Source organism: Castellaniella ginsengisoli, from assembly GCF_040955415.1.
Taxonomy (GTDB): domain Bacteria; phylum Pseudomonadota; class Gammaproteobacteria; order Burkholderiales; family Burkholderiaceae_B; genus Castellaniella; species Castellaniella ginsengisoli.
In genome coordinates, this window is the sequence record NZ_CP158257.1 from 2,053,858 (window position 1) to 2,079,875 (window position 26,018).

The 26,018-nt window shown below is 67.4% G+C and carries 22 protein-coding genes; 14 read left to right on the forward strand and 8 right to left on the reverse strand.

The window, feature by feature from the left end; genetic code table 11:
- Positions 1-43: 43 nt before the first annotated feature.
- The 3 genes from ABRZ00_RS09755 to gabT are packed head-to-tail and all read right to left on the reverse strand — an operon-like array spanning position 44 to position 3,516.
- Positions 44-1,087, reverse strand: a complete 1,044-nt coding sequence (locus tag ABRZ00_RS09755) for an ABC transporter substrate-binding protein (protein WP_368642148.1) — start codon at positions 1,085-1,087, stop codon at positions 44-46.
- Between the two features lie 29 nt (positions 1,088-1,116).
- Entirely contained in the window at positions 1,117-2,208 is a 1,092-nt protein-coding gene (locus ABRZ00_RS09760; RefSeq protein ID WP_368642147.1) for an ABC transporter ATP-binding protein, read from the reverse strand.
- A gap of 45 nt (positions 2,209-2,253) precedes the next feature.
- Positions 2,254-3,516 carry a 4-aminobutyrate--2-oxoglutarate transaminase gene (gene gabT / locus ABRZ00_RS09765; RefSeq protein WP_368642146.1) on the reverse strand — a complete coding sequence of 421 codons (1,263 nt, stop codon included), beginning with the start codon at positions 3,514-3,516 and terminating at the stop codon, positions 2,254-2,256.
- Positions 3,517-3,621: 105 nt separating this feature from the next.
- On the opposite strand from gabT, the gene ABRZ00_RS09770 reads away from it, so the two are divergent.
- On the forward strand, positions 3,622-5,109 hold the full coding sequence (locus ABRZ00_RS09770) for a PLP-dependent aminotransferase family protein (protein ID WP_368642145.1): 1,488 nt from the start codon (positions 3,622-3,624) through the stop codon (positions 5,107-5,109).
- A gap of 23 nt (positions 5,110-5,132) precedes the next feature.
- Positions 5,133-6,494 carry an aspartate aminotransferase family protein gene (locus ABRZ00_RS09775; protein ID WP_368647683.1) on the forward strand — a complete coding sequence of 454 codons (1,362 nt, stop codon included), beginning with the start codon at positions 5,133-5,135 and terminating at the stop codon, positions 6,492-6,494.
- A gap of 8 nt (positions 6,495-6,502) precedes the next feature.
- On the opposite strand, the gene ABRZ00_RS09780 is transcribed toward ABRZ00_RS09775, so the two are convergent.
- Positions 6,503-7,441, reverse strand: a complete 939-nt coding sequence (locus ABRZ00_RS09780; RefSeq protein ID WP_368647684.1) for a LysR family transcriptional regulator — start codon at positions 7,439-7,441, stop codon at positions 6,503-6,505.
- Positions 7,442-7,562: 121 nt separating this feature from the next.
- Here ABRZ00_RS09780 and ABRZ00_RS09785 point away from each other — a divergent pair, with 121 nt between their 5' ends.
- From ABRZ00_RS09785 to ABRZ00_RS09795, 3 genes are all read left to right on the forward strand, one after another.
- Positions 7,563-8,750, forward strand: a complete 1,188-nt coding sequence (locus ABRZ00_RS09785) for an acyl-CoA dehydrogenase (protein WP_368642142.1) — start codon at positions 7,563-7,565, stop codon at positions 8,748-8,750.
- A 10-nt stretch (positions 8,751-8,760) separates the two neighbouring features.
- Positions 8,761-10,017 (forward strand): CaiB/BaiF CoA transferase family protein, encoded by a 1,257-nt coding sequence (locus tag ABRZ00_RS09790; protein ID WP_368647685.1) that lies wholly within the window; start codon positions 8,761-8,763, stop codon positions 10,015-10,017.
- 61 nt (positions 10,018-10,078) lie between these two features.
- Positions 10,079-11,533 (forward strand): NAD-dependent succinate-semialdehyde dehydrogenase, encoded by a 1,455-nt coding sequence (locus ABRZ00_RS09795; protein ID WP_368644261.1) that lies wholly within the window; start codon positions 10,079-10,081, stop codon positions 11,531-11,533.
- Between the two features lie 26 nt (positions 11,534-11,559).
- Here the strand turns inward: ABRZ00_RS09795 and ABRZ00_RS09800 are convergent, their stop codons facing one another.
- The 3 genes from ABRZ00_RS09800 to ABRZ00_RS09810 all read right to left on the reverse strand — a co-directional run bounded on the left by ABRZ00_RS09800 (position 11,560) and on the right by ABRZ00_RS09810 (position 16,192).
- Positions 11,560-12,747 (reverse strand): acetate/propionate family kinase, encoded by a 1,188-nt coding sequence (locus tag ABRZ00_RS09800; protein ID WP_368642139.1) that lies wholly within the window; start codon positions 12,745-12,747, stop codon positions 11,560-11,562.
- On the reverse strand, positions 12,744-13,682 hold the full coding sequence (locus ABRZ00_RS09805) for a bifunctional enoyl-CoA hydratase/phosphate acetyltransferase (RefSeq protein WP_368642138.1): 939 nt from the start codon (positions 13,680-13,682) through the stop codon (positions 12,744-12,746). The genes ABRZ00_RS09800 and ABRZ00_RS09805 overlap by 4 nt, the downstream gene beginning before the upstream one ends.
- Before the next feature lie 134 nt (positions 13,683-13,816).
- On the reverse strand, positions 13,817-16,192 hold the full coding sequence (locus tag ABRZ00_RS09810; protein ID WP_368644262.1) for a Tex family protein: 2,376 nt from the start codon (positions 16,190-16,192) through the stop codon (positions 13,817-13,819).
- A 115-nt stretch (positions 16,193-16,307) separates the two neighbouring features.
- On the opposite strand from ABRZ00_RS09810, the gene ABRZ00_RS09815 reads away from it, so the two are divergent.
- Positions 16,308-18,311, forward strand: a complete 2,004-nt coding sequence (locus ABRZ00_RS09815) for an ATP-dependent DNA helicase (protein WP_368644653.1) — start codon at positions 16,308-16,310, stop codon at positions 18,309-18,311.
- A 27-nt stretch (positions 18,312-18,338) separates the two neighbouring features.
- On the opposite strand, the gene ABRZ00_RS09820 is transcribed toward ABRZ00_RS09815, so the two are convergent.
- Positions 18,339-19,145, reverse strand: coding sequence for an outer membrane protein assembly factor BamD (locus ABRZ00_RS09820; RefSeq protein ID WP_368642756.1), 807 nt, complete (start codon positions 19,143-19,145; stop codon positions 18,339-18,341).
- Between the two features lie 88 nt (positions 19,146-19,233).
- Here ABRZ00_RS09820 and ABRZ00_RS09825 point away from each other — a divergent pair, with 88 nt between their 5' ends.
- The 8 genes from ABRZ00_RS09825 to ABRZ00_RS09860 all read left to right on the forward strand — a co-directional run bounded on the left by ABRZ00_RS09825 (position 19,234) and on the right by ABRZ00_RS09860 (position 25,986).
- The gene (locus tag ABRZ00_RS09825; RefSeq protein WP_368642136.1) at positions 19,234-20,211 is read left to right on the forward strand and encodes an RluA family pseudouridine synthase; all 978 of its coding nucleotides are present in this window, start codon (positions 19,234-19,236) and stop codon (positions 20,209-20,211) included.
- Positions 20,189-21,019, forward strand: a complete 831-nt coding sequence (pgeF, locus tag ABRZ00_RS09830; protein ID WP_368642135.1) for a peptidoglycan editing factor PgeF — start codon at positions 20,189-20,191, stop codon at positions 21,017-21,019. Before ABRZ00_RS09825 ends, pgeF begins: the two co-directional genes overlap by 23 nt.
- Positions 21,020-21,100: 81 nt before the next feature.
- On the forward strand, positions 21,101-22,723 hold the full coding sequence (locus ABRZ00_RS09835; protein WP_368642134.1) for a PHA/PHB synthase family protein: 1,623 nt from the start codon (positions 21,101-21,103) through the stop codon (positions 22,721-22,723).
- Between the two features lie 13 nt (positions 22,724-22,736).
- The gene (locus ABRZ00_RS09840; protein WP_343838784.1) at positions 22,737-23,474 is read left to right on the forward strand and encodes a 3-ketoacyl-ACP reductase; all 738 of its coding nucleotides are present in this window, start codon (positions 22,737-22,739) and stop codon (positions 23,472-23,474) included.
- A gap of 2 nt (positions 23,475-23,476) precedes the next feature.
- A complete protein-coding gene (gene phaR, locus ABRZ00_RS09845; RefSeq protein WP_343838786.1) occupies positions 23,477-24,052 on the forward strand; it encodes a polyhydroxyalkanoate synthesis repressor PhaR in 576 nt (191 codons plus the stop codon).
- A gap of 148 nt (positions 24,053-24,200) precedes the next feature.
- Positions 24,201-24,737 carry an iron transporter gene (locus tag ABRZ00_RS09850; RefSeq protein WP_343838788.1) on the forward strand — a complete coding sequence of 179 codons (537 nt, stop codon included), beginning with the start codon at positions 24,201-24,203 and terminating at the stop codon, positions 24,735-24,737.
- Positions 24,738-24,762: 25 nt separating this feature from the next.
- Positions 24,763-25,110, forward strand: coding sequence for a cupredoxin domain-containing protein (locus ABRZ00_RS09855; protein WP_343838790.1), 348 nt, complete (start codon positions 24,763-24,765; stop codon positions 25,108-25,110).
- Positions 25,111-25,125: 15 nt separating this feature from the next.
- Entirely contained in the window at positions 25,126-25,986 is an 861-nt protein-coding gene (locus ABRZ00_RS09860; RefSeq protein WP_368642133.1) for an FTR1 family protein, read from the forward strand.
- Positions 25,987-26,018: the final 32 nt, after the last annotated feature.

Consider the following 26,018-nt stretch of genomic DNA (forward strand, 5'->3'; position numbering starts at 1 on the left):
AAGGATGCGGGCGGGGCCGGCTTCGGGCCGACCCCTTGCCGGATCAGCGGGCGGCCCAGGCCGTGAAGCGCTGTTCAAGCTCTTCGCCGTGATCGGTCCAGAACTCCAGGTCGTTGAACAAGGCGTTGCGGGCGTTGGCCGGAGAGTTCGGCACGTTGGCCAGGATTTCCGGCTTGAGCATGCCGATGGCCGCTTTGCTGACGGGGCCGTAGGCGATGTGTTGCGAGTAGGCCGCCTGAGCCTTGGGCGAACTGGCGTAGCGGATGAACTCGATCGCCTGGTCCTTGTTGGGCGAACCGACGGGGATCACCCAGTAGTCGAAGTCGTAGACGCTCTGGTTCCAGACGACCTTCAGGGGCCGGCCTTCGCGTTGCGCCGCATCGATCCGGCCGTTGTAGGCGGCGGACATGACGACGTCGCCCGCGCTCAGCATCTGCGGCGGCTGAGCGCCGGCTTCCCACCACTGGATGTGGGGCTTGAGTTCGTCGAGTTTCTTGAAGGCGCGGTCCACGCCTTCGGGCGTCGCCAGAACCTTGTAGACGTCCTGCGGCGGCACGCCGTCGGCCATCAATGCGAATTCGACGTTGTAGTGAGCCCCCTTGCGCAGGCCGCGCTTGCCGGGGAATTTCTTCACGTCCCAGAAATCGGCCCAGCCGGTCGGCGGGGTCTTCAGGGCTTCGGCGTTGTAGGCCAGGACGGTGGACCAGACGAAGGTGCCCACGCCGCAGTATTTCAGCGCGCCGCGCACCATGTCGCCCTTGTTGACGATGGTGCTCCAGTCGATGTTTTCATACAGGCCTTCGTCGCAGCCCCGGCCCAGGTCGCCGGTCTCGACCTCGACCACGTCCCAGACGACGTTATTGGACTGGACCATGGCTTTGACCTTGGCCTGCTCGCCGTTGTAGGCGACGGGGATGACCTTCTTGCCGGTTTCCTTTTCATAGGGCTCGATGAAAGCGGCGTTCTGGGCGTCGCCGTTGGCGCCGCCGAAATTCACGACCGTCAGGTCGCGCGCCTGGGCCGGCGCCTGGGCCAGAGCCAGCGGTAGCGCGAGCGCCAGGGCCGTGAGCAGAGCTTGGTTCTTCATGGAATGTCTCCTGTCATTATGAGAAGGTATCAGGGGAGAAACACGCGGACGTGCCCGGGATCGATCCGCAGGGGGATGCGGGTTCCGGAGGCATGCGCCCCGGCGTCCGCGGCCAGGGGCATTTTGACGAAAAAAGTTTCACCGCCGTCCAGGCGGCAGCGCAGCCGGACGTGGTCGCCGAAGTAGACTTCGTCGACCGCCTGGGCGCGGAACGCATTGGTTTCGCCCTCGGCGGCCGGCAGGATGCGCTCCGGGCGCATGGCCGCGATGCAGGGCGCGCCGGCCGACAGGCCTTGGACGTTGAGCCCGCGCAGTTGCGTGCCGCCGGCCAGTTCGACCACGCACAAGTCGCCCTCGGTGGCGCGCACGGTGCCGGGGAATTGGTTGCTGTCGCCCACGAAGCCGGCCACGAAGCGGTTGCAGGGGGTTTCGTACAGCGTGTCGGCGGCGCACACCTGCTGGATGACGCCCTGGTCGAACACCGCGATGCGGTTGCTCATGGTCAGCGCTTCGCTCTGGTCGTGGGTGACGTAGACGAAGGTGATGCCCAGTTGCCGGTGCAGCGCCTTGAGTTCGAGCTGCATGTGTTCCCGCAGTTGCTTGTCCAGCGCGCCCAGGGGTTCGTCCATGAGCACGATCTTGGGCTGGAAGACCAGCGCGCGCGCCAGGGCGATGCGCTGCTGCTGGCCGCCCGAAAGCTGGGCGGGATATCGCTTGGCGAAGTCTTGCATCTGCACCATGGACAGCGCCTCGTGGATGCGCTGCGCGCGCTGCGAGGCGGGCGTCTTGCGGACTTTCAGGGGATATTCCAGATTGCGCTCGACCGTCATGTGGGGGAACAGTGCGTAGTTCTGGAACACCATGCCCAGATTGCGGTGGTGGGGCGGAACGTCGTTCAGGCGGCGGCCTTCCAGGAAGATGTCGCCGCGCGTCGGGGACTCGAAGCCGGCGAGCATCATCAGACAGGTGGTCTTGCCCGACCCCGAGGGGCCGAGCAGGGACAGGAATTCACCGGGATGGATGTCGAGATTGAGATCCCGGACGACGAGATGGCTGCCGTCGTAGGATTTCTGGACACCCTGGAATCGGACCAGGGGCTCGGAAGTGGGAACTGCGGACATCGGGGCAACCTCCGAATGCGGATGAACGGGATTCGGCCGGGGGTCTCAGTCGGCCATGGCCTGTTGGAGGATAGCCAGACCTTCCTCCAGCAGACCATCGGGGATTGTCAGGGGGAACAGGAAGCGGATGACCTGGCCGTAGGCGCCGCAGGTCAGCAGGACCAGCCCGTGTTCCAGGGCGCGGCGTTGGATGCGGGCGGCGGTGTCGGGATCGGGCCGGCCGTCCGCGTGCCGGAACTCGGCGGCCACCATGGCGCCCAGGCCGCGGATTTCGGCCATGCGCGGATGCGCGAAGCCGGCCAGCGCCTCGCGCAGCCGCCGCCCCAGCGCCTCGGCGCGCGTGTTCAGGTTTTCGGCTTCGATCACGTCCAGCACGGCCAGCGCGGCGGCGATGGACAGCGGATTGCCCGCATAGGTGCCGCCCAGTGAACCGCGCGGGGCGGCATCCATCAGATCCGCGCGGCCGCAGACGCCGGACAGCGGCATCCCGCCCGCCAGGCTTTTGGCCATGGTGATCAGGTCGGGAATCACGCCGGAGTGCTCGATGGCGAACATCTTGCCCGTGCGGGCGAAGCCGGTCTGGACTTCGTCGACGATCAGCAGGATGCCGTGCGCATCGCAGCGTTCGCGCAGGGCTTGCAGAAGCTCGGGCGGTGCGACGTTGAAACCGCCTTCGCCCTGGACCGGCTCGATGACGATGGCCGCGACCCGGCCGGGGGCGATATCGGCCTTGAACAGCAGATCCAGCGCCCGCAGGGAATCCTGTGTGGTGATGCCGTCCAGCGGATTGGGGAAGGGGATGTGGTAGACCTCGGCCGGCAGCGGACCGAAGTCCTGCTTGTAGGGGGCCACCTTGCCGGTCAGGGCCATGCCCATGAAAGTGCGGCCGTGGAATGCGCCGGAGAACGCGATGACTCCGGTTCGCCCGGTGGCGGCGCGTGCGATCTTGACGGCGTTTTCCAGAGCTTCGGCACCGGTCGTGAAAAAGGCGGTTTTCTTGGGGTGATCGCCGGGCGCCAGGCGGTTGATGCGTTCGGCCAGCGCCACGTACGAGCCGTAGGGGGCGACCTGGAAGGCGGTGTGCGTGAAGGCGTCCAGTTGCGCCCGGACAGCCTCGATGATGAGCGGGTGGCGGTGCCCGGTGTTGGCCACGGCGATGCCGGCCGCGAAGTCGATGTACCGCCGGCCTTCCACGTCCCACAGTTCGGCGTTCAAGGCGCGGCTGGCATAGAAATCGCAGGCAATGCCAATGCCGTTTGGGATTGCCGCGCTCTTGCGGGCCTGCCAGTCCTGGTTGCGTTCCGTCATGCTTGTCTCCTGGTGAGGCGGGTGTTTCCGCGCTGCTTTTTTTTCACTATACTGATCTTTTGGTTTGTCAAATAGACCCATTTAATTAAAATTGATGGAGCCAATTTGGAAGCGTTCATTCTCTCTGAATGGTTGCAACAGCACTTCGTTCCAAGCGATGATAGTCCTGCATATCATCGCTTGTATAGGCTGATATGTAGAGCCATTCTGGAAGGTCATCTGACCGCGGGAACCCGCTTGCCATCGACGCGCGACCTTGCGGCCGAACTGGGCATCGCCCGCAATACGGTCCTGCAGGTCTATGAGCAGTTGGCTGAAGAGGGCTATGTGCATGCGGGCGTTGGCCGCGGCACGTACGTCGAGGACATCCGCCAGGATCTGCTCGAGTCCGTCGCAGACGGCGCCGAGGGCGAACCGGTCGCTGCGCAGGTCGAAGCGAAACATGATCTTTCGCGCCGGGGGCGCCGACTCGTGTCCAGCCTGGGTTTTTCCAACCGCCAGGCCGGCGCCTTCATGCCCGGCGTGCCGGATGTGCGCGAGTTTCCGCTGAAGACCTGGTCCCGCATCCAGAACCGGCAATGGCGCTCCGGCCCCTGGGATCTGATGCGCTACGCGCCGGCCGGCGGTTATGGACCCTTGCGCCAGGCGATTTCGGACTACCTGGGCAGCGTGCGCTCGGTGCGCAGTACGGCGCAGCAGGTCGTGATGACGACCGGCATCCATCAAGGCATCGACGTGGCGGCGCGGCTGCTGTGTGATCCGGGCGATACGGTGTGGGTCGAGGAGCCTGCCTACTGGGGCGTGCGCAATCTGCTGACGTCCCTGGGACTGCGCCTGGTGCCGATCCGCGTGGACGAGGAAGGCATCTGGCCGGGCGAGGCCGAGCGGGTGCGTCCGCCCCGGCTGATCGTGGTGGCGCCTTCGCACCAATATCCGCTGGGCATGGTGATGAGCCTGGCCCGGCGGCACATGCTGCTCGACTACGCGCGCCAGGTCTCGTGCTGGATCCTGGAAGACGACTACGACAGCGAATTCCGCTACAACATGCGCCCGCTGTCTTCGCTGCAGGGCATGGATGAAGCTGGCCGGGTCCTGTATGCCGGCAGCTTCAGCAAGACACTGTGCCCGGGTCTGCGGGTCGGGTTCCTGGTCGTGCCCCAGGCGTTGGCCGGCGCTTTTGCCGATTCGGTGGCCGAGCTTTATCGCGAGGGCAACATGATGACCCACGCGGTGCTGGCGGACTTCATCCGCGAGGGGCACCTGGGCTCGCACATCCGCCGCATGCGCAGGCGCTATGCGGAGCGCCGCGCCTGCCTGATCGAGGAAATCCACCGGCATTTCGGCGATGCGCTGGATGTTGTCGGGGGGGAGACCGGGCTGCACCTGATCCTGGCGCTGCCGGACGGGGTGGACGACACCCTGGTCGTGCGCGACGCGTTGCAGCAGGGCGTGGTCACGCGCGCCCTGAGCGCCTATTACGCGGAGCGGGCGAATGCCCGCCCCGGCCTGTTGCTGGGTTATGCCGGGACGACGCCCGACGAAATCCGGCCCGCCTTCGACACGCTCGCGCGCGTGGTCGGCGCTTATCTTTGACTTTCGAAAAAAGGAATTCCGTCATGACGACCCCCGACCATCTGGCGCGCAGCGATGTCGCCTACCAGTTGCACGCCTATACCAATGCCGAGCGGCACCGCGCGGAGGGCCCCTGCATCATGGCCCGGGGCAGCGGCATCCATGTGTACGACACTGAAGGCAAGGAATACATCGAAGGCATGGCCGGGTTGTGGAGCGTGGCCGTGGGCTTCAGCGAACCCCGCCTGGCCGAGGCCGCCCGGCGCCAGATGGAGTGCCTGCCCTTCTACCACACCTTCAGCCACAAATCGAACGTTCCCTCCATCGAACTGGCGGAAAAACTGATCGGCCTGACGGGCGGACGCATGGCCCAGGCCTTTTTCACCAATTCCGGTTCGGAGGCCAACGACACCATCGTCAAGATGGTCTGGTACTACAACAATGCCCTGGGCCGTCCGGACAAGAAGAAGATCATCGCCCGCCAGCGCGGCTACCACGGCGTGACCGTCGCCTCGGCCAGCTTGACGGGCCTGCCGGGCAACCATCGCAGCTTCGACCTGCCCTTGCCGCGCATTCTGCACACGCGCTGCCCGCACTGGTACCGTGAAGGCCTGCCCGGCGAGACCGAGACCGCCTTCGCCGATCGGCTGGCGGCCGAACTGGAGGCGATGATCCTGGCCGAAGGCCCGGAAACAGTGGCGGCCTTCATCGGCGAGCCCGTCATGGGCGCGGGCGGTGTGATCGTGCCGCCCGAAACCTATTGGCCCAAGATGCAGGCGGTGTGCCGCAAGTACGACGTCCTGGTGATCGCCGACGAAGTCATCACCGGCTTCGGGCGCACGGGACGGATGTTCGCCTCGGATCTGTTCGGCATCGAGCCCGATTTCATGACCTTGTCCAAGCAGCTGACGTCCTCGTACCAGCCGCTGGCCGCCGTGCTGATGAACGAGCGCGTGGCCTCCGTCATCACCCGTCACAGCGGCGAACTGGGCACTTTCGGCCACGGCTACACGGCCAGCGGCCATCCGGTGGCGGCGGCCGTGGCGCTGGAAAACATCCGCATCATCGAGGAGCGCGGCCTGGTGGAAAATGCCGCCGCGGCCGGTGCGGTGCTGCAGCGCCGGCTGCGCGCGCTGGCCGGACATCCGCTGGTCGGCGAAGTGCGCGGCATCGGGCTGATTGCGGCGGTGGAACTGGTGGCCGACAAGGCCTCGCGCGCGCCTTTCGATCCGGCCGGCCAGGCCGGCGCCCAGGTCGTGCGCCAGGCGCAGGACAATGGGCTGATCCTGCGCGGCATTCAGGACAGCGTGGCTTTCTGCCCGCCCCTCATCATCTCCGAGGCTCAGGCGGAAACGCTGGCGGATCGTTTCGAGCGGTCTCTGGACGAGGCGGGGACGGCGCGGTGAAACTGTGCTCAGGCGGGAACGCCGGCCTTCCGGCTGGCCCCCCGCGGCGCGCCGTCGCGGCCGCCGGCGTCATCCTGCGCCTGCGTGACCAGCCAATCGCGAAAGTGCGCCAAGGCGGGCGATGCGGCCTTGCGCTCGGGGACAATCAGGTGAAAGGCCCGCTGGCCGGGACCGCTGTGCGGATTGAGCACGGTCAGTTCGCCCCGCGCCAGTTCGCGCCGGATCAAAAAGGGCGGAATCAACGCCACGCCCAGCCCGTCGCCAGCGGCCTGGGCGAGCATGGAAAAAAGCTCCAGCCGCATGCCCGCCAGGGCGGCGGGCGCTGCGATGCCCGCCGAGGCGAACCAGTCGCGCCAGGCGGTGGGCCGGGTGCTTTGCTGCAGCAGGGGCAGGGCGGCAATGCCGGCCGCGTCCAGTGGGCCGGCGGCCAGGCGGGGGCTGCAGACCGGGACGGGATTTTCCCGCAGCAGGAAATAGGCCTGGGTGCCGGGCCAGCGCGGGTCGCCCGAATGGATGGCGGCGTCGAACTCGGTGTCCTCGAACAAAAAAGGACGGGTGCGGGTGGCCATGTTGATCTGCAGACCCGGACGCTCGGCGTGCAGCGCCGTCAGGCGCGGCAGCAGCCAGCGGGTGGCGAAGGTCGGCACGACGGCCAGTTCCAGCACGCCGCCGCTTTGGTGGGCCATGACGGCCTGCGTGTCGCGCTCGATTGCATCCAATTGCCGGCGCACCAGGCGGCTGTAGCGTTCGCCCGCGTCGGTCAGGCGCACGCCCCGGCGCACGCGCTCGAACAGCGGCACGCCGACCAGGGCTTCGAGGCCGGCGACCTGGCGGCAGATCGCGCCTTGGGTGAGGGACAGTTCCTGCCCCGCCCGGGTGAAGCTTTCGTGCCTGGCCGCCGCTTCGAAAGCCTGCAGGGCTTGTGTGCTGGGAAGTCGCTTTCTCATTTTAATAGTGAGTAAAAATCATGAATAACGCAGTTTATATCGTTTGTCCCTCAGGAAATATCTCGATAGGATGCGTAATCATCACTAGTTGATTTATTTTCCCATTTTTCCGGAGGCCTCCATGTCCACTTCCCGTCCCCAGTTTCAATGGCTCGATCCCCTGCTGCTGGACCAGCAACTGAGCGACACCGAGCGGATGGTGCGCGACGCCGCCCGCGCCTACGCCCAGGACCGCCTGCTGCCGCGCGTGCAAGAGGCGTTTCGCCATGAGAAGACCGATACGGCGATCTTTCGCGAGATGGGCGAGCTGGGCCTGCTGGGCGCCACGATTTCCGAACAATACGGCGGTGCGGGAATGAACACGGTCTGCTACGGGCTGATCGCCCGCGAGGTGGAGCGGGTGGATTCGGGGTACCGCTCGATGATGAGCGTGCAGAGTTCCCTGGTCATGGTGCCCATCGAAGCGTTCGGGACCGCCGGCCAGAAAGAAAAATACCTGCCCAGGCTGGCCTCGGGCGAGTGGATCGGCTGCTTCGGCCTGACCGAGCCCGATCACGGCTCGGACCCGGGCTCCATGGCCACCCGGGCCAAAAAGGTGCAGGGCGGCTACCGCCTGAGCGGGGCCAAGACCTGGATCACCAACAGCCCGATCGCCGACGTGTTCGTGGTCTGGGCCAAGGACGAGGCCGGCGACATCCGCGGCTTCATCCTGGAGAAGGGCTGGAAGGGCCTGTCGGCGCCCGCCATCCACGGCAAGGTCGGCCTGCGCGCCTCGATCACGGGCGAGATCGTGCTCGACGAAGTCTTCGTGCCGGAGGAAAACGCCTTCCCGGAGGTGCGGGGTCTCAAGGGGCCGTTCACGTGCCTGAATTCAGCCCGCTATGGCATCGCCTGGGGCGCCCTGGGCGCAGCCGAAGCCTGCTACGAGACGGCGCGCCAGTACGTCCTGGACCGCAAGCAGTTCGGGCGCCCGCTGGCGGCCAACCAATTGATCCAGAAGAAGTTGGCCGACATGCTGACCGAGATCACGCTGGGCCTGCAGTCGGTGCTGCGCGTCGGCCGCCTGAAGGACGAAGGCGCTGCGCCGGTCGAGATCACCTCCATCATCAAGCGCAATTCCTGCGGCAAGGCGCTGGACATCGCCCGCACGGCACGCGACATGCTGGGCGGCAACGGGATTTCCGACGAGTTCTGCATTGCCCGCCACCTGGTCAACCTGGAGGTCGTCAATACCTACGAGGGCACGCACGATGTGCATGCCCTGATTCTGGGGCGGGCCATCACCGGCATCGCCGCCTTCGCCAACTGAGGGGCCGGCCATGCCGCACGCAAGCACCGAGCCGGGCGGCGCGTCCCGGGGCGCGTTGTCCCACATCCGCGTTCTGGATCTGTCGCGCGTTCTTGCCGGCCCGTGGGCCACTCAGATCCTGGGGGATCTGGGGGCGGACGTGATCAAGATCGAGCGGCCCGGCGCGGGCGACGATACGCGCGGCTGGGGGCCGCCCTGGATGCCCGACGCCGAAGGGGGCGAATCGCGCGTCGCGGCCTATTACCTGTGCGCCAATCGCAACAAGCGTTCCGTGACGGTGGACATGGCCAGCGCGCAGGGCCAGGCGCTGATCCGCCGGCTGGCCTGCCAGTCGGACGTGCTGGTGGAGAACTTCAAGGCCGGCGGGCTGGCGCGGTACGGCCTGGACTACGACAGCCTGCATGCGCTCAACCCGCGTCTGGTGTACTGTTCCATCACGGGATTCGGGCAGACCGGCCCTTATGCGGCGCGCGCCGGCTACGATTTCCTGGTCCAGGGCCTGGGCGGCCTGATGAGCGTGACCGGCCGGCCCGATGGCGAGCCGGGCGGCGGGCCGATGAAGGCCGGCGTTGCGTTGACCGACATCCTGACCGGCCTGTATGCGGCCAACGCCATCCAGGCCGCGCTGGCGGCGCGCGAGCACACTGGCGTCGGTCAGCACGTGGACATGGCGCTGCTTGACGTGCAGGTGGCCTGCCTGGCGAATCAGGCCATGAACTTCCTGGCCACCGGCCTGAGCCCGCAGCGGCTGGGCAACGCCCACCCCAGCATCGTGCCCTACCAGGATTTCCCCACGGCGGACGGCTACATGATCCTGGCCATCGGCAATGATGGGCAATTCGCCCGTTTCTGCGAAGAGGCCGGCCGCCCGGACCTGGCGCAGGATGACCGTTTCGCCACCAACCGGGCGCGGGTCGAGCACCGCGACGCGCTGATTCCCATCCTGCGGCACCTGACCACGGCGCGCACCACGGCCGCCTGGATTGCGGCGCTGGAGTCCCGCGCCGTGCCGTGCGGCCCGATCAATGCGGTGGCGCAGGTGTTCGACGACGCCCAAGTGCGCGCGCGCGGCCTGCGCATCGACATGTCGCATCCGGAAACCGGCAGCGTGCCGCTGGTGGCCAGCCCGATCCGCTTGTCGGAGACGCCGGTGGACTATCGCCTGCCGCCGCCCGCCCTGGGCGCGCATACGGCCGAGGTGCTGGAAGAGATTCTGGGCGTGGCGCCCGATGAGATCAGGGCCTTGCGCGCGCGCGGCGTCGTGTAAAGGACCGAGACCCGGCCCGGCGCGTCGCGCGCCGGGCCATTGATGACGAGGAGTGGACGACATGTTGCAACTGAAGGAACCCGACCTGCTGCGCCAGCAGTGCTATATCGACGGTCAGTGGCGTGATGCCCCCGACGGGCGCACCGAGCCCGTGCGCAATCCGGCCACGGGAGAGATCCTGGGCACGGTGCCGGTCATGGGCGCCGCCGAGGCCCGCGAGGCCATCGAGGCGGCCCAGGCCGCCTGGGGCGGCTGGCGGGCGCTGACGGCCCAGCGGCGGGCCGAGATTCTGCGTGCCTGGTACCAGCTCATGCTCGACCATGCCGAAGACCTGGCGCGCATCATGACCGCCGAGCAGGGCAAGCCCTTGGCCGAGTCCCGCGGCGAGGTGGCCTACGGCGCCGCCTATTTCGAGTGGTATGCCGAAGAGGGCAAACGGGCCTACGGCGAAGTCATTCCGGGCCCGGCGGGCGACCGCCGCGTCGTGGTCGTGCGCGAACCCATCGGGGTGTGCGCCGCCATTACGCCATGGAACTTCCCGTCTTCGATGATCACCCGCAAGGCCGCCGCCGCCCTGGCGGCCGGCTGCCCCATCGTCGTCAAGCCCGCGCCCGAGACGCCGTTTTCGGCGCTGGCGCTGGCCGTACTGGCCGGGCGCGCCGGCGTGCCGGCGGGCGTGTTCTCCGTCCTCACGGGGGATGCGCCCGCCATCGGCGGCGAAATGACCGGCAATCCCCTGGTCCGCAAGCTCAGTTTCACGGGGTCCACCGAGGTCGGCCGCCTGCTGTATGCCCAGTGCGCGCCCACGGTGAAGAAGCTGTCCCTGGAACTGGGCGGCAACGCCCCCTTCATCGTGTTCGACGACGCCGATCTGGATGCGGCCGTCGAGGGCGCCATGATCTGCAAATACCGCAATACCGGGCAGACCTGCGTGTGCGCCAACCGCTTCTATATCCAGGATGCCGTCTACGACGAGTTCGCCCGCCGTCTGGCCAGAAAAGTGGCGGAGCTGAAGGTGGGCAACGGCATGGACGAGGGCGTGACCCAGGGGCCGCTGATCGACGAGGCAGCGCTGCGCAAGGTGCGCGGCCATGTCGAGGACGCCGTAGGCAAGGGCGCGCGCGTTCTGGCGGGCGGCAAGCCGCACGCCCTGGGCGGCACGTATTTCGAACCCACCATTCTGGTCGATGTCGGGGCCGGCATGAAATGCGCCACCGAAGAAACGTTCGGTCCCGTGGCGCCGTTGTTCCGCTTCAAGGATGATGCGGAGGTCATCGCCCTGGCCAATGCCACCGAATACGGTCTGGCGGCCTATTTCTACAGCCGCGACATCGGCCGCGTCTGGCGGGTGGCCGAGGCCCTGGAGTACGGCATGGTCGGCATCAACGCGGGCGTGGTATCCAATCCGGCCGCGCCGTTCGGCGGAGTCAAGCAGTCCGGCCTGGGACGCGAGGGATCGCGCCACGGCCTGGACGACTATCTGGTCGTCAAATACCTCTGCATGGGCGGGATCTGACGGCTTGCGTCTGTGGTTCGCCGCCGTCAGGCGCCCAGGTCCAAGGCGTGGCGCGCGGCGATCCATTCCTCGTTGGTGGGCTCGATGGCCACCTGGACCGCGCTGCCGGACGCCGACAGCACGGCCGCCTGGGCAGCGTTGGCGGTTTCGTCCAGTTGCACGCCCAGCCAGGCCAGGCCCGTGCAGATCCGCCGGCGCAACTCGACGCTGTGCTCGCCGATCCCGGCGGTGAAGACCAGCATGTCCAGGCCGCCCAGCACGGCCGTCAGCGCGCCGATCTCGCGCACCACGCGGCGCACGTACAGATCCAGGGCCAGCCGGGCCCGCGGGGCGTCCGCTTCACGGGCGAGCAGATCCCGCGGATCGGCCGAAATGCCCGAAACACCCTTCAGACCCGACTCGTGATAGAGAATCCGGCCGACTTCTTCCAGGCTGAGCCGCTCGATTTCCATCAGATAGAGGACGGCGCCCGGATCCAGCGCGCCGGTGCGCGTGCCCATCATCAGGCCGTCCAGCGCTGAAAAACCCATGGTGGTCGCCTGGCTGCGCAGCCCGCGCATCGCGCACAGGCTGGCGCCGCTGCCCAGGTGGGCGGCAATCACGCGCCCCTCGGCCGCCGCGCCGTGGCGTTCCCGCAGGGCGATCGACAGGTATTCGTAGGACAGGCCGTGGAAACCGTAGCGGCGTAAGCCGCGCTCCCAGGCATCGTAGGGCAGAGGCAGGATGCGCTCGACCTGGGGGATGGTGTGATGAAAGGCGGTGTCGAAGCAGGCGATCTGGAGCAGTTCCGGCTGCTCGGCCAGCAGGATCTCGATGGCTTCGAGGGCGAAGGGCTGGTGCAGCGGGGCCAGGGGGATGTAGCCGCGCAGATCCCGCAGAATGGCGCTGTCGATGCGCACTGGCTCGGCATATTTGCTGCCGCCGTGGACGACGCGGTGGGCGACCGCCGCAAGGCGTCCGCCGCCCAGCCAGGCCCGCATGCGCCGCAGGATCAGATTCAATGCGTCGCGGTAGGGGTGGGCGGGGGCCAGTTCAACGGGGCGGGGCGCCACGCCGGTTTCCCCGAAATCCGGCTGCGCGCCGCCAATGCCCTGAACCTTGCCGTTCCAGGCGGGCCGGCGCGGCAGCGGATCGGAGGCGGCGTCAAAGAGTGCGAACTTGATGCTCGATGAGCCGCAGTTCAGCACCAGGATGTAGCGCCGCGCGTCGTTCATGGCGGGGAGCTCCGGTAGTGGTGCGCCAGCAGCAGCGCCAGCGCGCAGGAGGCCATGCGGGTTTCATAGGCGTCGGCGCGGCTCGTCAGGATGATGGGCACGCGCGCGCCCAGGACAATGCCGGCGCTGGCGGCCTCGCCCAGGAACATCAACTGCTTGGCCAGCATGTTGCCGCTTTCCAGGTCGGGCACGACGAGAATGTCGGCGCGGCCGGCGACTTCGGAGCGGATGCCCTTGGCCCGTGCGGCGGCGATCGAGATGGCGTTGTCGAAGGCCAGCGGCCCGTCCAGCAGCGCGCCCGAGATCTGGCCCCGGTCGGCCATTTTGCACAGCGCCGCCGCATCCAGCGTGGCCGGCATGGCGGCGTTCACAGTCTCGACGGCGGCCAGGATGGCCACGCGCGGTTCGGAGACGCCGATGGCGTGCGCCAGATCGATGGCGTTGCGGATGATGTCGGCCTTCTGTTCCAGGTCGGGCGCGATGTTGATCGCCGCGTCGGTCACGATGAAGGGGCGGGGGTAGTGCGGCGTCTGCAGCAGATAGCAGTGACTGACGCGCCGGCTGGTGCGCAGGCCCTCGCGGGCGACCACCGCGCTCATCAGTTCGTCGGTGTGCAGGCTGCCCTTCATCAGGGCCTCGGCCCCGCCGGCGCGGACCAGCGCCACGGCCTGCTCGGCGGCGGCATGGCTGTGCGGGGCATCCAGGGTCTGGACGCCTTCTAGAGACCCCCCCAGTTCGCGGGCCGCCTGCTCCAGCCGTGCGCGCGGCGCCACCAATATCGGGTCGATCAAGCCGGCCTGGCGGGCGTCCAGGGCGGCGCGCAGGCTCAGTTCGTCGCAGGGATGTACGACAGCGACGCGGATCGGTTCGCGGCCGCGCGCCCGGCCGATGATTTCGGCGAGCCCGGGCGGGGAGGGGGAGAGCGGTTCGTCCATGGCGGGGCTGCCGTGAAAAAGGGCTGGAAAGACGTTGTTATAGCCGCCCGCCGGCTTTCCTGAACTGATCCGGATCAAGAAAACCCGGGCTTGAGGCGAGGCCCGTGGGCGGCCGCCGCCCGGCCCGGAGAGGGTCAGCCCTTGGACGGGCGCAACCGCGCGAAGGCCTCGGCCATGGCGCCCTGGGGCGCGGCGGCCGGCTTGTCGGCCCGTCCGCTGCGGGGCCCGGCGTGCCTGCCCGGCCGCGCGGCGCCCGTCCCCGCCGGGCCGCCCGCGTGGCGCGGTTCCGGATCGTCCTTGCGCATGCTCAGGGCGATGCGCTTGCGCGCCACGTCGACTTCCAGCACGCGCACCTGCACCGTCTGTCCCACGCGCACCACGTCGCGCGGATCCTTGACAAACTTGTCGGCCAGCGCGGAGACGTGCACCAGGCCGTCCTGGTGCACGCCAATATCCACGAAGGCGCCGAAATTGGCGACATTGCTGACCACGCCCTCCAGCACCATGCCCGGAACCAGATCCTTGATGTCGTGGATGCCTTCCTTGAATCGGGCCGTCTTGAATTCGGGGCGGGGGTCGCGGCCGGGTTTTTCCAGTTCCGCGAAGATGTCGCGCACCGTGGGCAGGCCGAAGCGCTCGTCCGTGAAATCGGCGGGCGACAGGCCTTTCAGCGATTGGGCGTTGCCCATCACCGCAGCGGCGGGCTGGCCGATTTTCCGCAGGATGCGCTCGACCACGGGGTAGGCCTCGGGGTGGACGGCCGAGGCATCCAGCGGATTGTCGGATCCGGGGATGCGCAGGAAACCGGCCGCTTGCTCGAACGCCTTGTCGCCGAAGCGGGGCACGTCGCGCAAAGCCCGCCGGTTGCGGAAGGCGCCGTTTGCCTCGCGCCATTGCACGATGTTGCGCGCCAGCGACTGGTTCAGCCCGGACACGCGCGTAAGCAGCGGCGCCGAGGCCGTGTTGACGTCCACGCCCACGGCGTTCACGCAGTCCTCGACCACGGCGTCCAGGGACCGGGCCAGTTCGCGCTGGTTGACGTCGTGCTGGTACTGGCCCACGCCGATGGCCTTGGGTTCGATCTTCACCAGTTCGGCCAGGGGATCCTGCAGGCGGCGGGCGATGGAGACCGCGCCGCGCAGGCTGACGTCCAGTTCGGGAAATTCCAGGGCGGCCAGTTCGGAGGCGGAATAGACCGAGGCGCCCGCCTCGGACACGACGACGCGCTCGAACACCAGTTCGGGATGGCGTTCACGCAGCGTGGCGACCAAGCGCTCGGTCTCACGCGAGGCGGTGCCGTTGCCGATGGCCACCAGGTCGATCCGGTGGCGCGCGACCAGGGCGGCCAGGGTCCGCAGGCTGCCCTCCACATCACGGCGCGGTTCGAAAGGGTAGATCGTGGCAGTTTCCAGCAGCTTGCCGGTGGCGTCGATGGCGGCGGCCTTGACGCCGGTGCGGATGCCGGGATCCAGGCCCAGCACGGCTTTCGGGCCGGCCGGCGCGGCCAGCAGCAGATCCTTCAGGTTGGCGGCGAACACGCGGATGGCCTCGGCCTCGGCCGTCTCCCGAAGCCGTCCGATCAGCTCGGTCTCGAAGCCCGTCAGCAGCTTGACCCGCCAGGTCCAGCGGCAGACCTCGGCCAGCCAGTGCTGGCGCGGGGTGGCGTGGGCATCGAAGCGCGCGTCCAGATCCAGGATCCCGGCCACCCGCGCCACGAAAGGGTGCGGGGTCTCGGCTTCGCGCTCGGGATCCAGCCCCAGGCGCAGGTCCAGGATGCCTTGCTGGCGGCCGCGCAGCAGGGCCAGGATGCGGTGCGAGGGCAGGGTGCGCAAGGCCTCGCTGAAATCGAACCAGTCGCGGAAGTTCGCGCCTTCGGTTTCCTTGCCTTCCACGACTTTCGCGGTGATCCGGCCTGTGTTCCAGAGCTCCGTGCGCAGCGTGTCCAGCAGCGTGGCGTCCTCCGCGAAGCGTTCGGCCAGAATGTCGCGCGCGCCATTCAGGGCGGCGCGGGCGTCCCCGAAGCCCGCCTCCGCGTTCAAGTAGCCGGCCGCCAGGCTGTCGGGCACGGTCGCCGGATCGGCGAGCAGGGCGTCGGCCAGGGGCTCCAGGCCCGCCTCGCGGGCGATCTGGGCGCGCGTGCGGCGTTTCGGTTTGTAGGGGGCATACAGGTCCTCCAGCCGCTGCTTGCTGTCGGCCTCCAGGATTTGTGCCCGCAAGGCGTCATCGAGCTTGCCCTGGCCCTCGATGGCGTCCAGGATCGCGACGCGGCGGCCTTCCAGTTCGCGGATGTAGAGCAGGCGGACTTCCAATTGGCGCAGCACCGTATCGTCCAGCCCGCCGGTGGCTTCCTTGCGGTAGCGGGCGATGAAAGGCACGGTGGCGCCGGAATCCAGCAGGTCGACGGCCGCCTGGATCTGGGCGGGGCGGGCGTCGAGTTCCGCCGTCAGCAGCCGCAGGACGCGGGCGGGATCGACGGTGTGGGACTGGGAGTCGGAAGAGGTCAGGGTCATAGGAGTCGTTTCAGGCCGGTACAAGCGGCGCATTTTGCCATACCCACCCCGCCATGGCGGAATCCTCTGGCGTATCATCCGGGGGTTGATCCGCATTTCCGCCGCGCCCCGCACCATGTTTTCCGACGATCTTGCCGACCTCTTCGGCCCCGACGGCCCGCTGGCCCGCCAGTTGCCGGGCTACGTGCCGCGCGCGGCCCAGTTCGCCCTGTCGGAGGCCATCCGCGATACGCTCGACAGCGGCGGCGTGCTGATCGCCGAAGCCGGCACGGGAACGGGCAAGACCTGGGCCTATCTGGCGCCCGCCTTTCTCTCGGGCGGCAAGGTCCTGGTGTCCACCGGTACCCGCACCTTGCAGGACCAGCTCTTTCGCCGCGACATCCCCCGCCTGCGCGCCGCCCTGGCCTTGCCGGTGGATGTCGCGCTGCTCAAAGGGCGCGCAAACTATGTGTGCCACTACCACTTGGAGCGCCTGGAGCAGGACGAGCGCGCCTTGAAATCGCGCGACGAAATCGCTCAATTGCGCGCCATCCGCCGCTTCACGCGGGAAAGCGAGAGCGGCGAGCGCGCGGACCTGCCCGAGGTGCCCGAGACGGCCGATATCTGGGGCCGGGTCACTTCCACCCGGGAAAATTGCCTGGGGCAGGAATGTCCCTTCGTGCGCGACTGTTTTTTGCTGAAGGCGCGTCGCCACGCCCAGGAGGCCGACGTGGTGGTGGTCAATCATGCTCTTTTCATGGCGGACTTGGCGCTGCGGGAAGAGGGCATCACCGATCTGCTGCCGGAAACCCGGCTGGTGGTTTTCGACGAGGCGCATCAGTTGCCCGACACCGCTACCCGCTTTCTTGGCCAGAGCCTGTCGCTGCACCAGGTGCTGGACTGCGCCCGGCAGGCCGAGGCGGCCGGGCTGGCGCACGCGCGCGAGACCGTCCGCTGGAGCGAACTGTGCCAGGCCCTGGAGGCGGCGGCGCGCGATCTGCGCCTGGTCAGTGCGCCCGTGGGACGGTTGCCGGGCGGCCGGGCGACTTTCGAGCAGATTCCCGAAACCGATACCTTCGATCCCGCGCTGGACCGCCTGGCGCAGGCGCTGGACGGTCTGACGGAGTCGCTGGGCGCCCAGGAAGAACGCCACCCCGATCTGGCGGCGGCCGCCCGCACGGCGCGCACGCTGCGCGCCCGGTTGTGGCAGTGGGCTCACCCCGGGCGGGGCGAACCGGCCGCCGAAGAAGAGCAGGCGGCGGTGCGGTGGATCGAGCACAGCGCGCATTCCGTGCGGCTGCAGCGCGCGCCCTTGTCGGTGGCGCGGATTTTTTCGGGTTTTCGCCGGCCCGGCCAGTCCTGGGTGCTGGCTTCGGCCACCTTGTCGGTGCGCGGCGATTTCCAGCACTTCCAGCGCCAGTTGGGACTGGGCGGCGCCGAGACGCGCAGTTGGGCCTCGCCGTTCGACTATCCGGCGCAGGGCTTGTTGTACGTGCCCAAGGCCTTGCCCTGGCCGGGCGATCCGGGGTTCACGGATGCCTTTGCCCAGGCGTTGCTGCCGCTGGTGGACGCCTGTGCGGGCGGGGTGCTGGTGCTGTGCACCACCCTGCGCGCGGTGGACCGGGTGGCCGATGTCCTGTTGCGCGGCATGTTGTCCTCGGAGCGGCCGGTCATGCGTCAGGGCGAGGCCTCGCGCGGCGTGCTGCTGGAGCGTTTCCGGGCGGCCGGCAATGCGGTGCTGGTGGGCAGCACCAGTTTCTGGGAAGGCATCGACGTGCCGGGCGATGCGCTGACCCTGGTGGCGATCGACAAATTGCCGTTTGCCCCGCCTGACGATCCCGTGCTGGAAGCCCGCTTGAACGCCTGCAGGACCGAAGGCGGCAACCCCTTCATGGAATACCAGTTGCCCCAGGCCGCATTGCTGCTCAAGCAGGGGGCGGGGCGCCTGATCCGGTCCGAGACCGATTGGGGGGTGCTGATGGTGGGCGACGGCCGCCTGGTGGACAAACCCTACGGGCGCTTATTGTGGCAAGGGCTGCCGCCCTTTGCCCGTACGCGCGATGCCGAAGTGGCCCTGGATTTTCTAGGCCAGCCACCCGGCGCGCGGGAAGCGGCGGCGGAAGATGCCGCCGGGCGCTGAACCGGCGGCCTGAAGCCGCAAGCCGCTTCAGAACCAGTTGAGAGGGTTCCAGAGATTGGCCGGCTCGTCCAGGCCCTGCGAGTAATACTTGCTGTCCGGGAAATTGTGGTCGAGCACGCGCTTGGCATCGTCGCGCAGTTCCGGAAGGCCCAGCTTGTCGTAGCTGAGCATCATCAGATAAAGAGCCTTTTCCGCGACGGGCACGCCTTCGAAGTCGGTGACCACCGTCTGGGCGCGGTTGGCCGCCGCCACGTAGGCGCCGCGCTCGTAGTAATACTGGGCGATGTGGACTTCGTTTTCGGCAATGGTGTTGACCAGCCAGGCCGCGCGCTTGCGGGCATCCGGCGTATAGCGGCTGTCCGGGTAGCGCTTGATCAGCTCGTTGAAGGCCTCGTAGGACTCCCGCAGCCCCTTGGGGTCGCGCTCGCTGGGATCCTGGCGCGTGAAGTTCGACAGGATGGCGCTGGGCGGCGTGAAGGTGATCATGCCCTTCAGATACAGCATGTAGTCCGTGCCGGGATGGTTCGGGTATTGCTGCATGAATCGGTCGATGGCGGCCTTGGCCTGCTCGGGCTCTTCATCTTTCCAGTTGACGTAAGCCTGATCGATCAGGGCCTGCTGGGCATAGATACCGAACGGGTAGCGGGCTTCGAGGGCTTCGAGGTTCTTGCGGGCATCGGACCAGTTGCCTGAGCTGATGTCGGAGCGGGCCTGGCTGTAGAGACGTTCTGCGCTCCAGCCGGCGGTCGGATCGACATTGCCCTTGGTCGAGCTGCAGCCCGCCGCCAGGGCCATGCACAGGCAGGCCAGGATCAGCCTGACGCGGGTTGACAGGGTTTTCGAGAAAACAGGGGCATGCGCGGCCACGGAGCATCCTTGGTCAAGGTGTTAGCATTGTCGGCAGATTATATGATTTGTCGCCATGCCGTACACGGATATCGCCACCGAAGACACAGGCCTCGACGCGCCCGAGGTGTACCGGCTGCCGCCGGACGTCCTGCCCGATCGGCTGGACAAGGCGCTCGCGCGTCTCATGCCGAGCCATTCACGCAGCCGTCTGCAATCCTGGATCGAGGACGGCCACGTCGAAGTCGACGGCGCCGTGGGCAAGATCCGCACCCGGGTGGGCCCCGGCGCCTTGATCCGGGTATGGCCCCAGCAGGCGCCCGAGGATCTGGCCTTCGTGCCCGAGGACGTCGCTTTTCGCATCGTGGCCGATTCCCCCGACTGGATCGTGGTGGACAAGCCCGCTGGCCTGGTCACCCATCCGGGCGCGGGCAATTGGCACGGCACGCTGCTCAACGGCTTGCTGTTCCGCTATCCGGAATTGGCCCGCGTGGCCCGCGCCGGCATTGTCCACCGGCTGGACAAAGAAACGTCCGGGCTGCTGGTCGTGGCGCGGACGACAGTCGCCCAGACCAACCTGGTGCGCCAGCTCCAGGCGCGCTCCGTCAAGCGCGAGTACTGCGCGCTGGTGCACGGCGCGCTGACGGGGCGGGGCACCGTGGATGCCCCGATCGGCCGCGATGCCCGGGTGCCCGTGCGCATGAGCGCCGACCGGCCGGTCGCGCCCAAGCCCGCCGTCACGCATTATGAATCCACGGGCGTCGGCCGGTGCGGCGGGCTCGTCGTCTCCCGGGTCTTGTGCCGCCTGGAGACCGGCCGCACGCATCAGATCCGTGTCCACATGGCCCGTCTGCGGCACCCTCTGCTGGGCGACACCCTGTATGGCGGCCGGCTGGAAGCCGGCGCCGGGCGCCAGATGCTGCATGCGCGCGCCCTCGGTTTCGACGACCCTGTCTCCGGGCGGCCGTGCGCCTTTACGGCAGACCCTCCGGGGGACTTCCTCCGGGTGCTGGACGGCATTCTCTGGGGGCATGATGACGACGACCATTCTTGAGCCAGCGCCCGGCCTGCGGGGCGTGACGGGCGAGCCTTGGGCCGGCGTGCAGTATTTTTCGACCTGGCGCGTCGGCGGCGTCAGCACGGCGCCCCGGGACAGCCTGAACCTGGGCGCGCACGTCGGGGACGATCCGGCGGCTGTCCGCGAAAACCGGCAGCGCTTGCGGCGCGCATTGCCGGGGGCGCCGTTCTGGCTGGAACAGGTCCACGGGACGGACGTGTGCGATGCCGATGCGCCGCCTGACGGATCGGGGCGCCCGGGCGGCCTTCCGCGCGCGGATGCCGCCGTGACGGTCCGGCGTGACCGGCCTTTGGTGATCATGACGGCCGACTGCCTGCCGGTCGTGCTGGCCGACGAGTCGGGTTCCGTGTTGGGCGTCGCCCATGCCGGCTGGCGCGGTTTGGCGGCCGGGGTGCTGGAGAGCACGCTGGATGCCATGCGCCGCAGGGCGCCGCAGGCGCGGCATTGGCGCGCCTGGATCGGACCGGGCATCGGGCCACAGGCCTTCCAGGTCGGCCCGGAGGTGCGGGCGGCGTTTCTGGACCGGGACCCCGGCTTCGACAGGTTCTTTGCCGCCGAGGTGAAGAGAGCCGATGGCGCCCGCTGGCTGGCCGATCTGGCCGGTCTGGCGCACGCCCGGCTGCAGCAGGCCGGCGTGGCCCGGGTGGAAGTCAGCGGGGAGTGCACCTGGGCTCGGGCGGACCGGTATTTTTCCCATCGGCGGGATCCCGGTTCGGGGCGGCAGGCGACGCTGGCATGGTTGACTGGAATGGCCGGATCGGGGCTAGCGACTTACCCCGATTGACGCAATTTGCGAGAATGACAGAATAGACAAATGTGAGGTTCCGGGTGGTCTTGGAACCCTGGCGGTACAAGGGATGGCGGAATGACTGATCGGAATTCTTCACAAAGGCGGGCGCCGCCCCGGGTTGCGCCCGCCCAACTGGCGGCCATCCGATCCAATTTCATCCAATCCTGGCAGTCGCTGCTGGATCAATTCCGGCAGGGCACGCTCGCCCCGCCCGCAGACCGCCGTTTTTCCTCGGATGCCTGGGCCGGTAACCCCCAGGCCCTGTTTTCGGCGCACGCCTATCTCCTCATGGCCGATGCCCTGCGGCGTCTGGCGCAGGTCGCCGATCTCGAAGACGATGCGCGCGAACGTCTCGGCTTTTCGGTCATGCAGTGGATCGAGGCCGCTGCGCCCTCCAATTTCCTGGCATCCAATCCCGATGCGCTCAAGGCCGCCGCCGACAGCGGGGGCGAATCCCTGCAACGAGGTCTGGCCAACCTGATGCGCGACCTGGCGCGGGGCCGCATGACGCAGACCGATGAGTCCGCGTTCGTTCCGGGCGAGAACCTGGCGGTCACGCCGGGGGCGGTCATCTATGAAAACGCCTTGATGCAGCTCATCCAGTACCGGCCGCAGACCGCCAAGGTCCGCCGCCGGCCCCTGCTGATGGTGCCGCCCTGCATCAACAAGTACTACATCCTGGATCTCCAGCCGGCCAATTCCCTGGTGCGGCATGCCGTGCAGGCCGGCTTCGAAGTCTTCATGGTGTCCTGGCGCAATCCGCTCCCGGACGACGGCGACGGCATCGAGTGCAAGACCTGGGACGACTACGTCGAAGACGGCGTGCTGCAGGCGGTGCGGGTGGTGCGCGAGGTGACCCGCCAGCCTCAGATCAATGCCCTGGGTTTTTGCGTGGGCGGCACGCTGCTCTCCAGCGCCCTGGCCGTGGCCCGCGCCCGGGGCGAAGATCCTGTGGCCGCGCTGACCCTGCTCACCACCTTTCTCGATTTCCGCGAAACCGGCATCCTCGACGTGTTCGTCGACGAGCAGCATGCCCGGGTGCGCGAGCAGCAATTGAGTGCGGGCGGCCTGATGACGGCGGGCGAGCTGTCGACCACTTTTTCCTTCCTGCGGCCGGCCGAGCTGGTCTGGAACTACGTCGGTTCCAATTACCTGATGGGCGAATCGCCCCGTGCTTTCGACCTGCTGGCCTGGAACGCCGACGGCACCAATTTGCCGGGGCCGTTCTTTACCTGGTATTTTCGCAACACCTATCTTGAAAACCGTCTCGGGACCGGCCAGCTACGCATCTGCGGCGTGCCGGTCGATCTGTGCGCCCTGGACATGCCGGCGTATCTGTATGCCTCGCGCGAGGACCACATCGTGCCCTGGACCTCGGCCTATGCTTCGACGCGGCTGCTGCGCGGGCCGTTGCGCTTCGTGTTGGGCGAGTCCGGCCATATCGCGGGGGTCGTCAACCCGCCGGAACGCGGCCGGCGCGGCTATTGGTTCCGCTCCCGGGATACCGCCCTGCCGGGCGACCCCGAGATCTGGCTGAGCCAGGCGGACCACGCCAAAGGCAGTTGGTGGCCCGATTGGCTGGATTGGCTTGCCGGCCATTCGGGCGATTGGCGGGCCGCTCGCCGCACCCTGGGCAACCGAACCTATCCCGCCATAGAACCCGCACCCGGGCGCTATGTCAAAGTCAAAGCAGTCTGAAAAGGAGAACACCATGAGCGGCAAACTGGCTTACGTGACCGGAGGCATGGGCGGTATCGGCACATCGATCTGCCAGCGTCTCGCGAAGGAAGGATTCACGGTGGTGGCCGGTTGCGGCCCCAGCCGGGATCATGCCAAGTGGCTGGAAGAGCAGGCTGCGCTGGGCTACAAGTTCAGCGCCTCGGTCGGCAACGTCTCCGACTGGGATTCCACGGTCGAGGCCTTCGTCAAGGTCAAGGAGCAGTTCGGCCCGGTCGACGTGCTGGTGAACAACGCGGGCATCACCCGGGACGGCGTCTTTCGCAAGATGAGCCGGGACGATTGGCGCGCCGTCATCGACACCAATCTGAACAGCCTGTTCAACGTGACCAAGCAGGTGATCGACGACATGGTGGAACGCCAGTGGGGGCGGATCATCAACATCAGTTCGGTCAACGGCCAGAAAGGCCAGTTCGGCCAGACCAACTACTCCACCGCCAAGGCCGGAATCCATGGCTTCACCATGGCCCTGGCCCAGGAAGTGGCCAGCAAGGGCGTCACCGTCAATACCATTTCCCCCGGCTACATCGGCACCGACATGGTGCGGGCCATCCGCCCCGACGTGCTGGAAAAAATCGTCGCCACCATCCCGGTCAAGCGTCTGGGCACGCCCGAGGAAATCGGCTCTATCGTCGCCTGGCTGGCTTCCGACGATTCCGGCTTTGCCACAGGGGCGGATTTCTCCCTGAATGGCGGCCTGCACATGGGGTGATCATGGCACGGCACAGCACTTCCTCTCCCCAGGCGGAACGACTCATCAAGAAGTATCCCAACCGCCGCCTTTACGACACCCAGTCCAGCGCCTACATCACGCTGGCCGACATCAAGCAGCTCGTCCTGGACAACACGGTATTCAAGGTCGTCGATGCCAAGACCGGCGACGACCTGACCCGCAGCATCCTGCTCCAGATCATTCTTGAAGAAGAATCCGGCGGCGTCCCCATGTTCTCGGCCGAATCGCTGGCGCAGATCATCCGCTTCTACGGCCATGCCATGCAGGGCGTGATGGGCACGTTCCTCGAAAAGAACATCCAGGTGCTGATGGACATCCAGGATCGCATGGCGGGGCAGTCTCAGGGGCTGTACCAGCAGCATTTCGGCCCGGAGGCCTGGGCGCAGTTGATGAACATGCAGACCCCGGCCCTGCAGAACATGATGAACAACTACCTGGAGCAAAGCCGCAGCCTGTTCGTCCAGATGCAGGATCAGATGCAGGATCAGGCACGCACCATGTTCTCGGCCTTTCCCTTCCCGGGCGAGCCGCCCGAAGGCGCGAAAAAGAAGAAATGACTGCATCGCGGTCCAGGCTCGGGCATGGGATGCCGGTCTGGGCGAACCGGGGCGCAGCCCCGGTTTTTTTGTTTCCGCGTGATTTCGGGGTGGATCTCCGGTGTTATATTAACGAGAATCATTCTTCTTATCGACACGGAGATCGCGCATGGTGAACAAGCTGTTTCTCGCACTGGCAGGCATCGGCCTGGCTTCTTCCGCCCTGGCGGCCGAGTACCCCATCGGCGAACCCAGCGAACTCAACGGGCTGGAAGTGGCCGCCGTCTACCTCCAGCCGGTCGAAATGGAACCGGCCGGCATGATGCGCGCCGCCAAGGATTCCGACATCCACCTGGAAGCCGATATCCATGCCACGGCCGACAACAAGAACGGCTTGCCCGAGGGCGCTTGGGCCCCGTACCTGAACATTCAATACGTGCTGCAGAAGCAGGGCAGCGACAAGGTCTTGAAGGGCGATCTGATGCCCATGGTGGCCAACGACGGGCCGCACTACGGCGACAACGTCAAGCTCGAAGGCCCGGGCAAGTACAACCTGACCTTCATCGTCGGCTCGCCCGAGACGGCGCACAATAACCATTTCGGCCGCCATGTCGACAAGGAAACCGGCGTTGCGCCGTGGTTCGAGCCCTTCGAGGTCAAATACGAGTTCGTCTATGCCGGCACCGGCAAGAAGGGCGGCTACTGATCGCGGGGCGGAGATGGCGGCGCGCATGCGGATCTGGATTGCCCTGGCCCTCCTGACAGGGCTTGGCTGGCTGGCGCCGATGCCGGCGGCCCTCGCCGCCGACATGCCGGTCTATACGCTCACCTTCAAGCCTGACGGCACCTTCGAGCCGGCCCGTCTGGAAGTGCCGGCGGGCCGCTTCAAGATCATCCTGGTCAATGAAAGCACCGAGGCGGTCGAGTTCGAGAGCCTGCCGTTGCGCAAAGAAAAGGTCCTCGGGCCGGGGGTCACTTCGTTCGTGGTTCTGACTCTGTCGCGGCCGGGCGAATATCCCTTCTTCGACGACTTCCATCCCCAGGTCAAAGGCACTCTGGTGGTGCTGCCCAAACCCTGATCACCCCCCTTCATCATGGAACAAGTCGCCTTCATCGTCTGGCGTGAAAGTGTCGAGGCCCTGCTGGTCGTCGGCATCCTGTATTCCTGGCTGCGCGTTTCGCCCGAGGGCCGGCGCGGCTTGCCGTGGCTATGGGGAGGTGTCGGCGCCGGGCTGCTGCTGGCGGGCGCGCTGGCGCTGGTGCTGCTGGGAATTTCCTCCTGGTTGTCCGACGAAGGCCAGGAGTGGTTCCAGGCCTTGATGGCGCTGGCGGCCTGCGGGCTGGTGGTCCAGATGGTCGTGTGGATGCGCACCCGCGGTCGCGGCCTGCAGCGCGAACTGGAGTCCGGCGCCGCCGAGCGGGTCGGCGGTAATCACTGGTGGGGTCTGCTTGCGCTGGTCATGATCGCCGTCGCGCGCGAAGGCAGCGAGACCGTGGTGTTCCTCTACGGCTCCGTCCTCTCGTCGCAGGGGTCGGGCGGCACCGGTGCCATGGCCCTGGCCGGCCTGGGCGGATTTGCGGCAGCGCTGCTGACGTTCTGGCTGTTGCAACTGGGGGGACGGGTCATCACGTGGCGGCGGTTTTTCAAACTGACCGAGATCCTGTTGCTGTTGCTGGCCGGCGCGTTGCTGGTGTCGGCCACGGATCGCCTGATCTCTCTGGGCGTGCTGCCGACCCTGGTGGATCCGGTGTGGGACAGCGCCTGGCTGCTGGGCACCGAAGGCGGGCTGGGCAAGGTCCTGGCCGATTTCGCCGGGTACCGCGCCTATCCCGCGTTGTCGCAGTTGTTGATCTGGCTGGCCTATTGGTGCGTCGTGGCCTGGCTGTTGCGCCGCGCTTCGCGCGCCGCAACGGCGCCGGCCGCCGGACGTTCCAAGGCGCCTGCGGCGGTCTGATCGGCCAGGCGATGCCGCCTGAAGCCGTTCGC

Excerpts from the sequence above, each read along its gene's own strand:
- ABRZ00_RS09810 (WP_368644262.1), bottom strand. The coding sequence starts at position 16,192 with ATGACCCTGACCTCTTCCGACTCCCAGTCCCACACCGTCGATCCCGCC.
- pgeF (WP_368642135.1), top strand. The coding sequence starts at position 20,189 with ATGATGACGACGACCATTCTTGAGCCAGCGCCCGGCCTGCGGGGCGTG.
- ABRZ00_RS09840 (WP_343838784.1), top strand. The coding sequence starts at position 22,737 with ATGAGCGGCAAACTGGCTTACGTGACCGGAGGCATGGGCGGTATCGGC.
- ABRZ00_RS09835 (WP_368642134.1), top strand. The coding sequence starts at position 21,101 with ATGACTGATCGGAATTCTTCACAAAGGCGGGCGCCGCCCCGGGTTGCG.
- ABRZ00_RS09800 (WP_368642139.1), bottom strand. The coding sequence starts at position 12,747 with ATGAACGACGCGCGGCGCTACATCCTGGTGCTGAACTGCGGCTCATCG.
- ABRZ00_RS09785 (WP_368642142.1), top strand. The coding sequence starts at position 7,563 with ATGTCCACTTCCCGTCCCCAGTTTCAATGGCTCGATCCCCTGCTGCTG.
- ABRZ00_RS09795 (WP_368644261.1), top strand. The coding sequence starts at position 10,079 with ATGTTGCAACTGAAGGAACCCGACCTGCTGCGCCAGCAGTGCTATATC.
- phaR (WP_343838786.1), top strand. The coding sequence starts at position 23,477 with ATGGCACGGCACAGCACTTCCTCTCCCCAGGCGGAACGACTCATCAAG.
- gabT (WP_368642146.1), bottom strand. The coding sequence starts at position 3,516 with ATGACGGAACGCAACCAGGACTGGCAGGCCCGCAAGAGCGCGGCAATC.
- ABRZ00_RS09860 (WP_368642133.1), top strand. The coding sequence starts at position 25,126 with ATGGAACAAGTCGCCTTCATCGTCTGGCGTGAAAGTGTCGAGGCCCTG.
- ABRZ00_RS09790 (WP_368647685.1), top strand. The coding sequence starts at position 8,761 with ATGCCGCACGCAAGCACCGAGCCGGGCGGCGCGTCCCGGGGCGCGTTG.
- ABRZ00_RS09815 (WP_368644653.1), top strand. The coding sequence starts at position 16,308 with ATGTTTTCCGACGATCTTGCCGACCTCTTCGGCCCCGACGGCCCGCTG.
- ABRZ00_RS09755 (WP_368642148.1), bottom strand. The coding sequence starts at position 1,087 with ATGAAGAACCAAGCTCTGCTCACGGCCCTGGCGCTCGCGCTACCGCTG.
- ABRZ00_RS09855 (WP_343838790.1), top strand. The coding sequence starts at position 24,763 with ATGCGGATCTGGATTGCCCTGGCCCTCCTGACAGGGCTTGGCTGGCTG.
- ABRZ00_RS09760 (WP_368642147.1), bottom strand. The coding sequence starts at position 2,208 with ATGTCCGCAGTTCCCACTTCCGAGCCCCTGGTCCGATTCCAGGGTGTC.
- ABRZ00_RS09825 (WP_368642136.1), top strand. The coding sequence starts at position 19,234 with ATGCCGTACACGGATATCGCCACCGAAGACACAGGCCTCGACGCGCCC.
- ABRZ00_RS09780 (WP_368647684.1), bottom strand. The coding sequence starts at position 7,441 with ATGAGAAAGCGACTTCCCAGCACACAAGCCCTGCAGGCTTTCGAAGCG.
- ABRZ00_RS09805 (WP_368642138.1), bottom strand. The coding sequence starts at position 13,682 with ATGGACGAACCGCTCTCCCCCTCCCCGCCCGGGCTCGCCGAAATCATC.
- ABRZ00_RS09850 (WP_343838788.1), top strand. The coding sequence starts at position 24,201 with ATGGTGAACAAGCTGTTTCTCGCACTGGCAGGCATCGGCCTGGCTTCT.
- ABRZ00_RS09775 (WP_368647683.1), top strand. The coding sequence starts at position 5,133 with ATGACGACCCCCGACCATCTGGCGCGCAGCGATGTCGCCTACCAGTTG.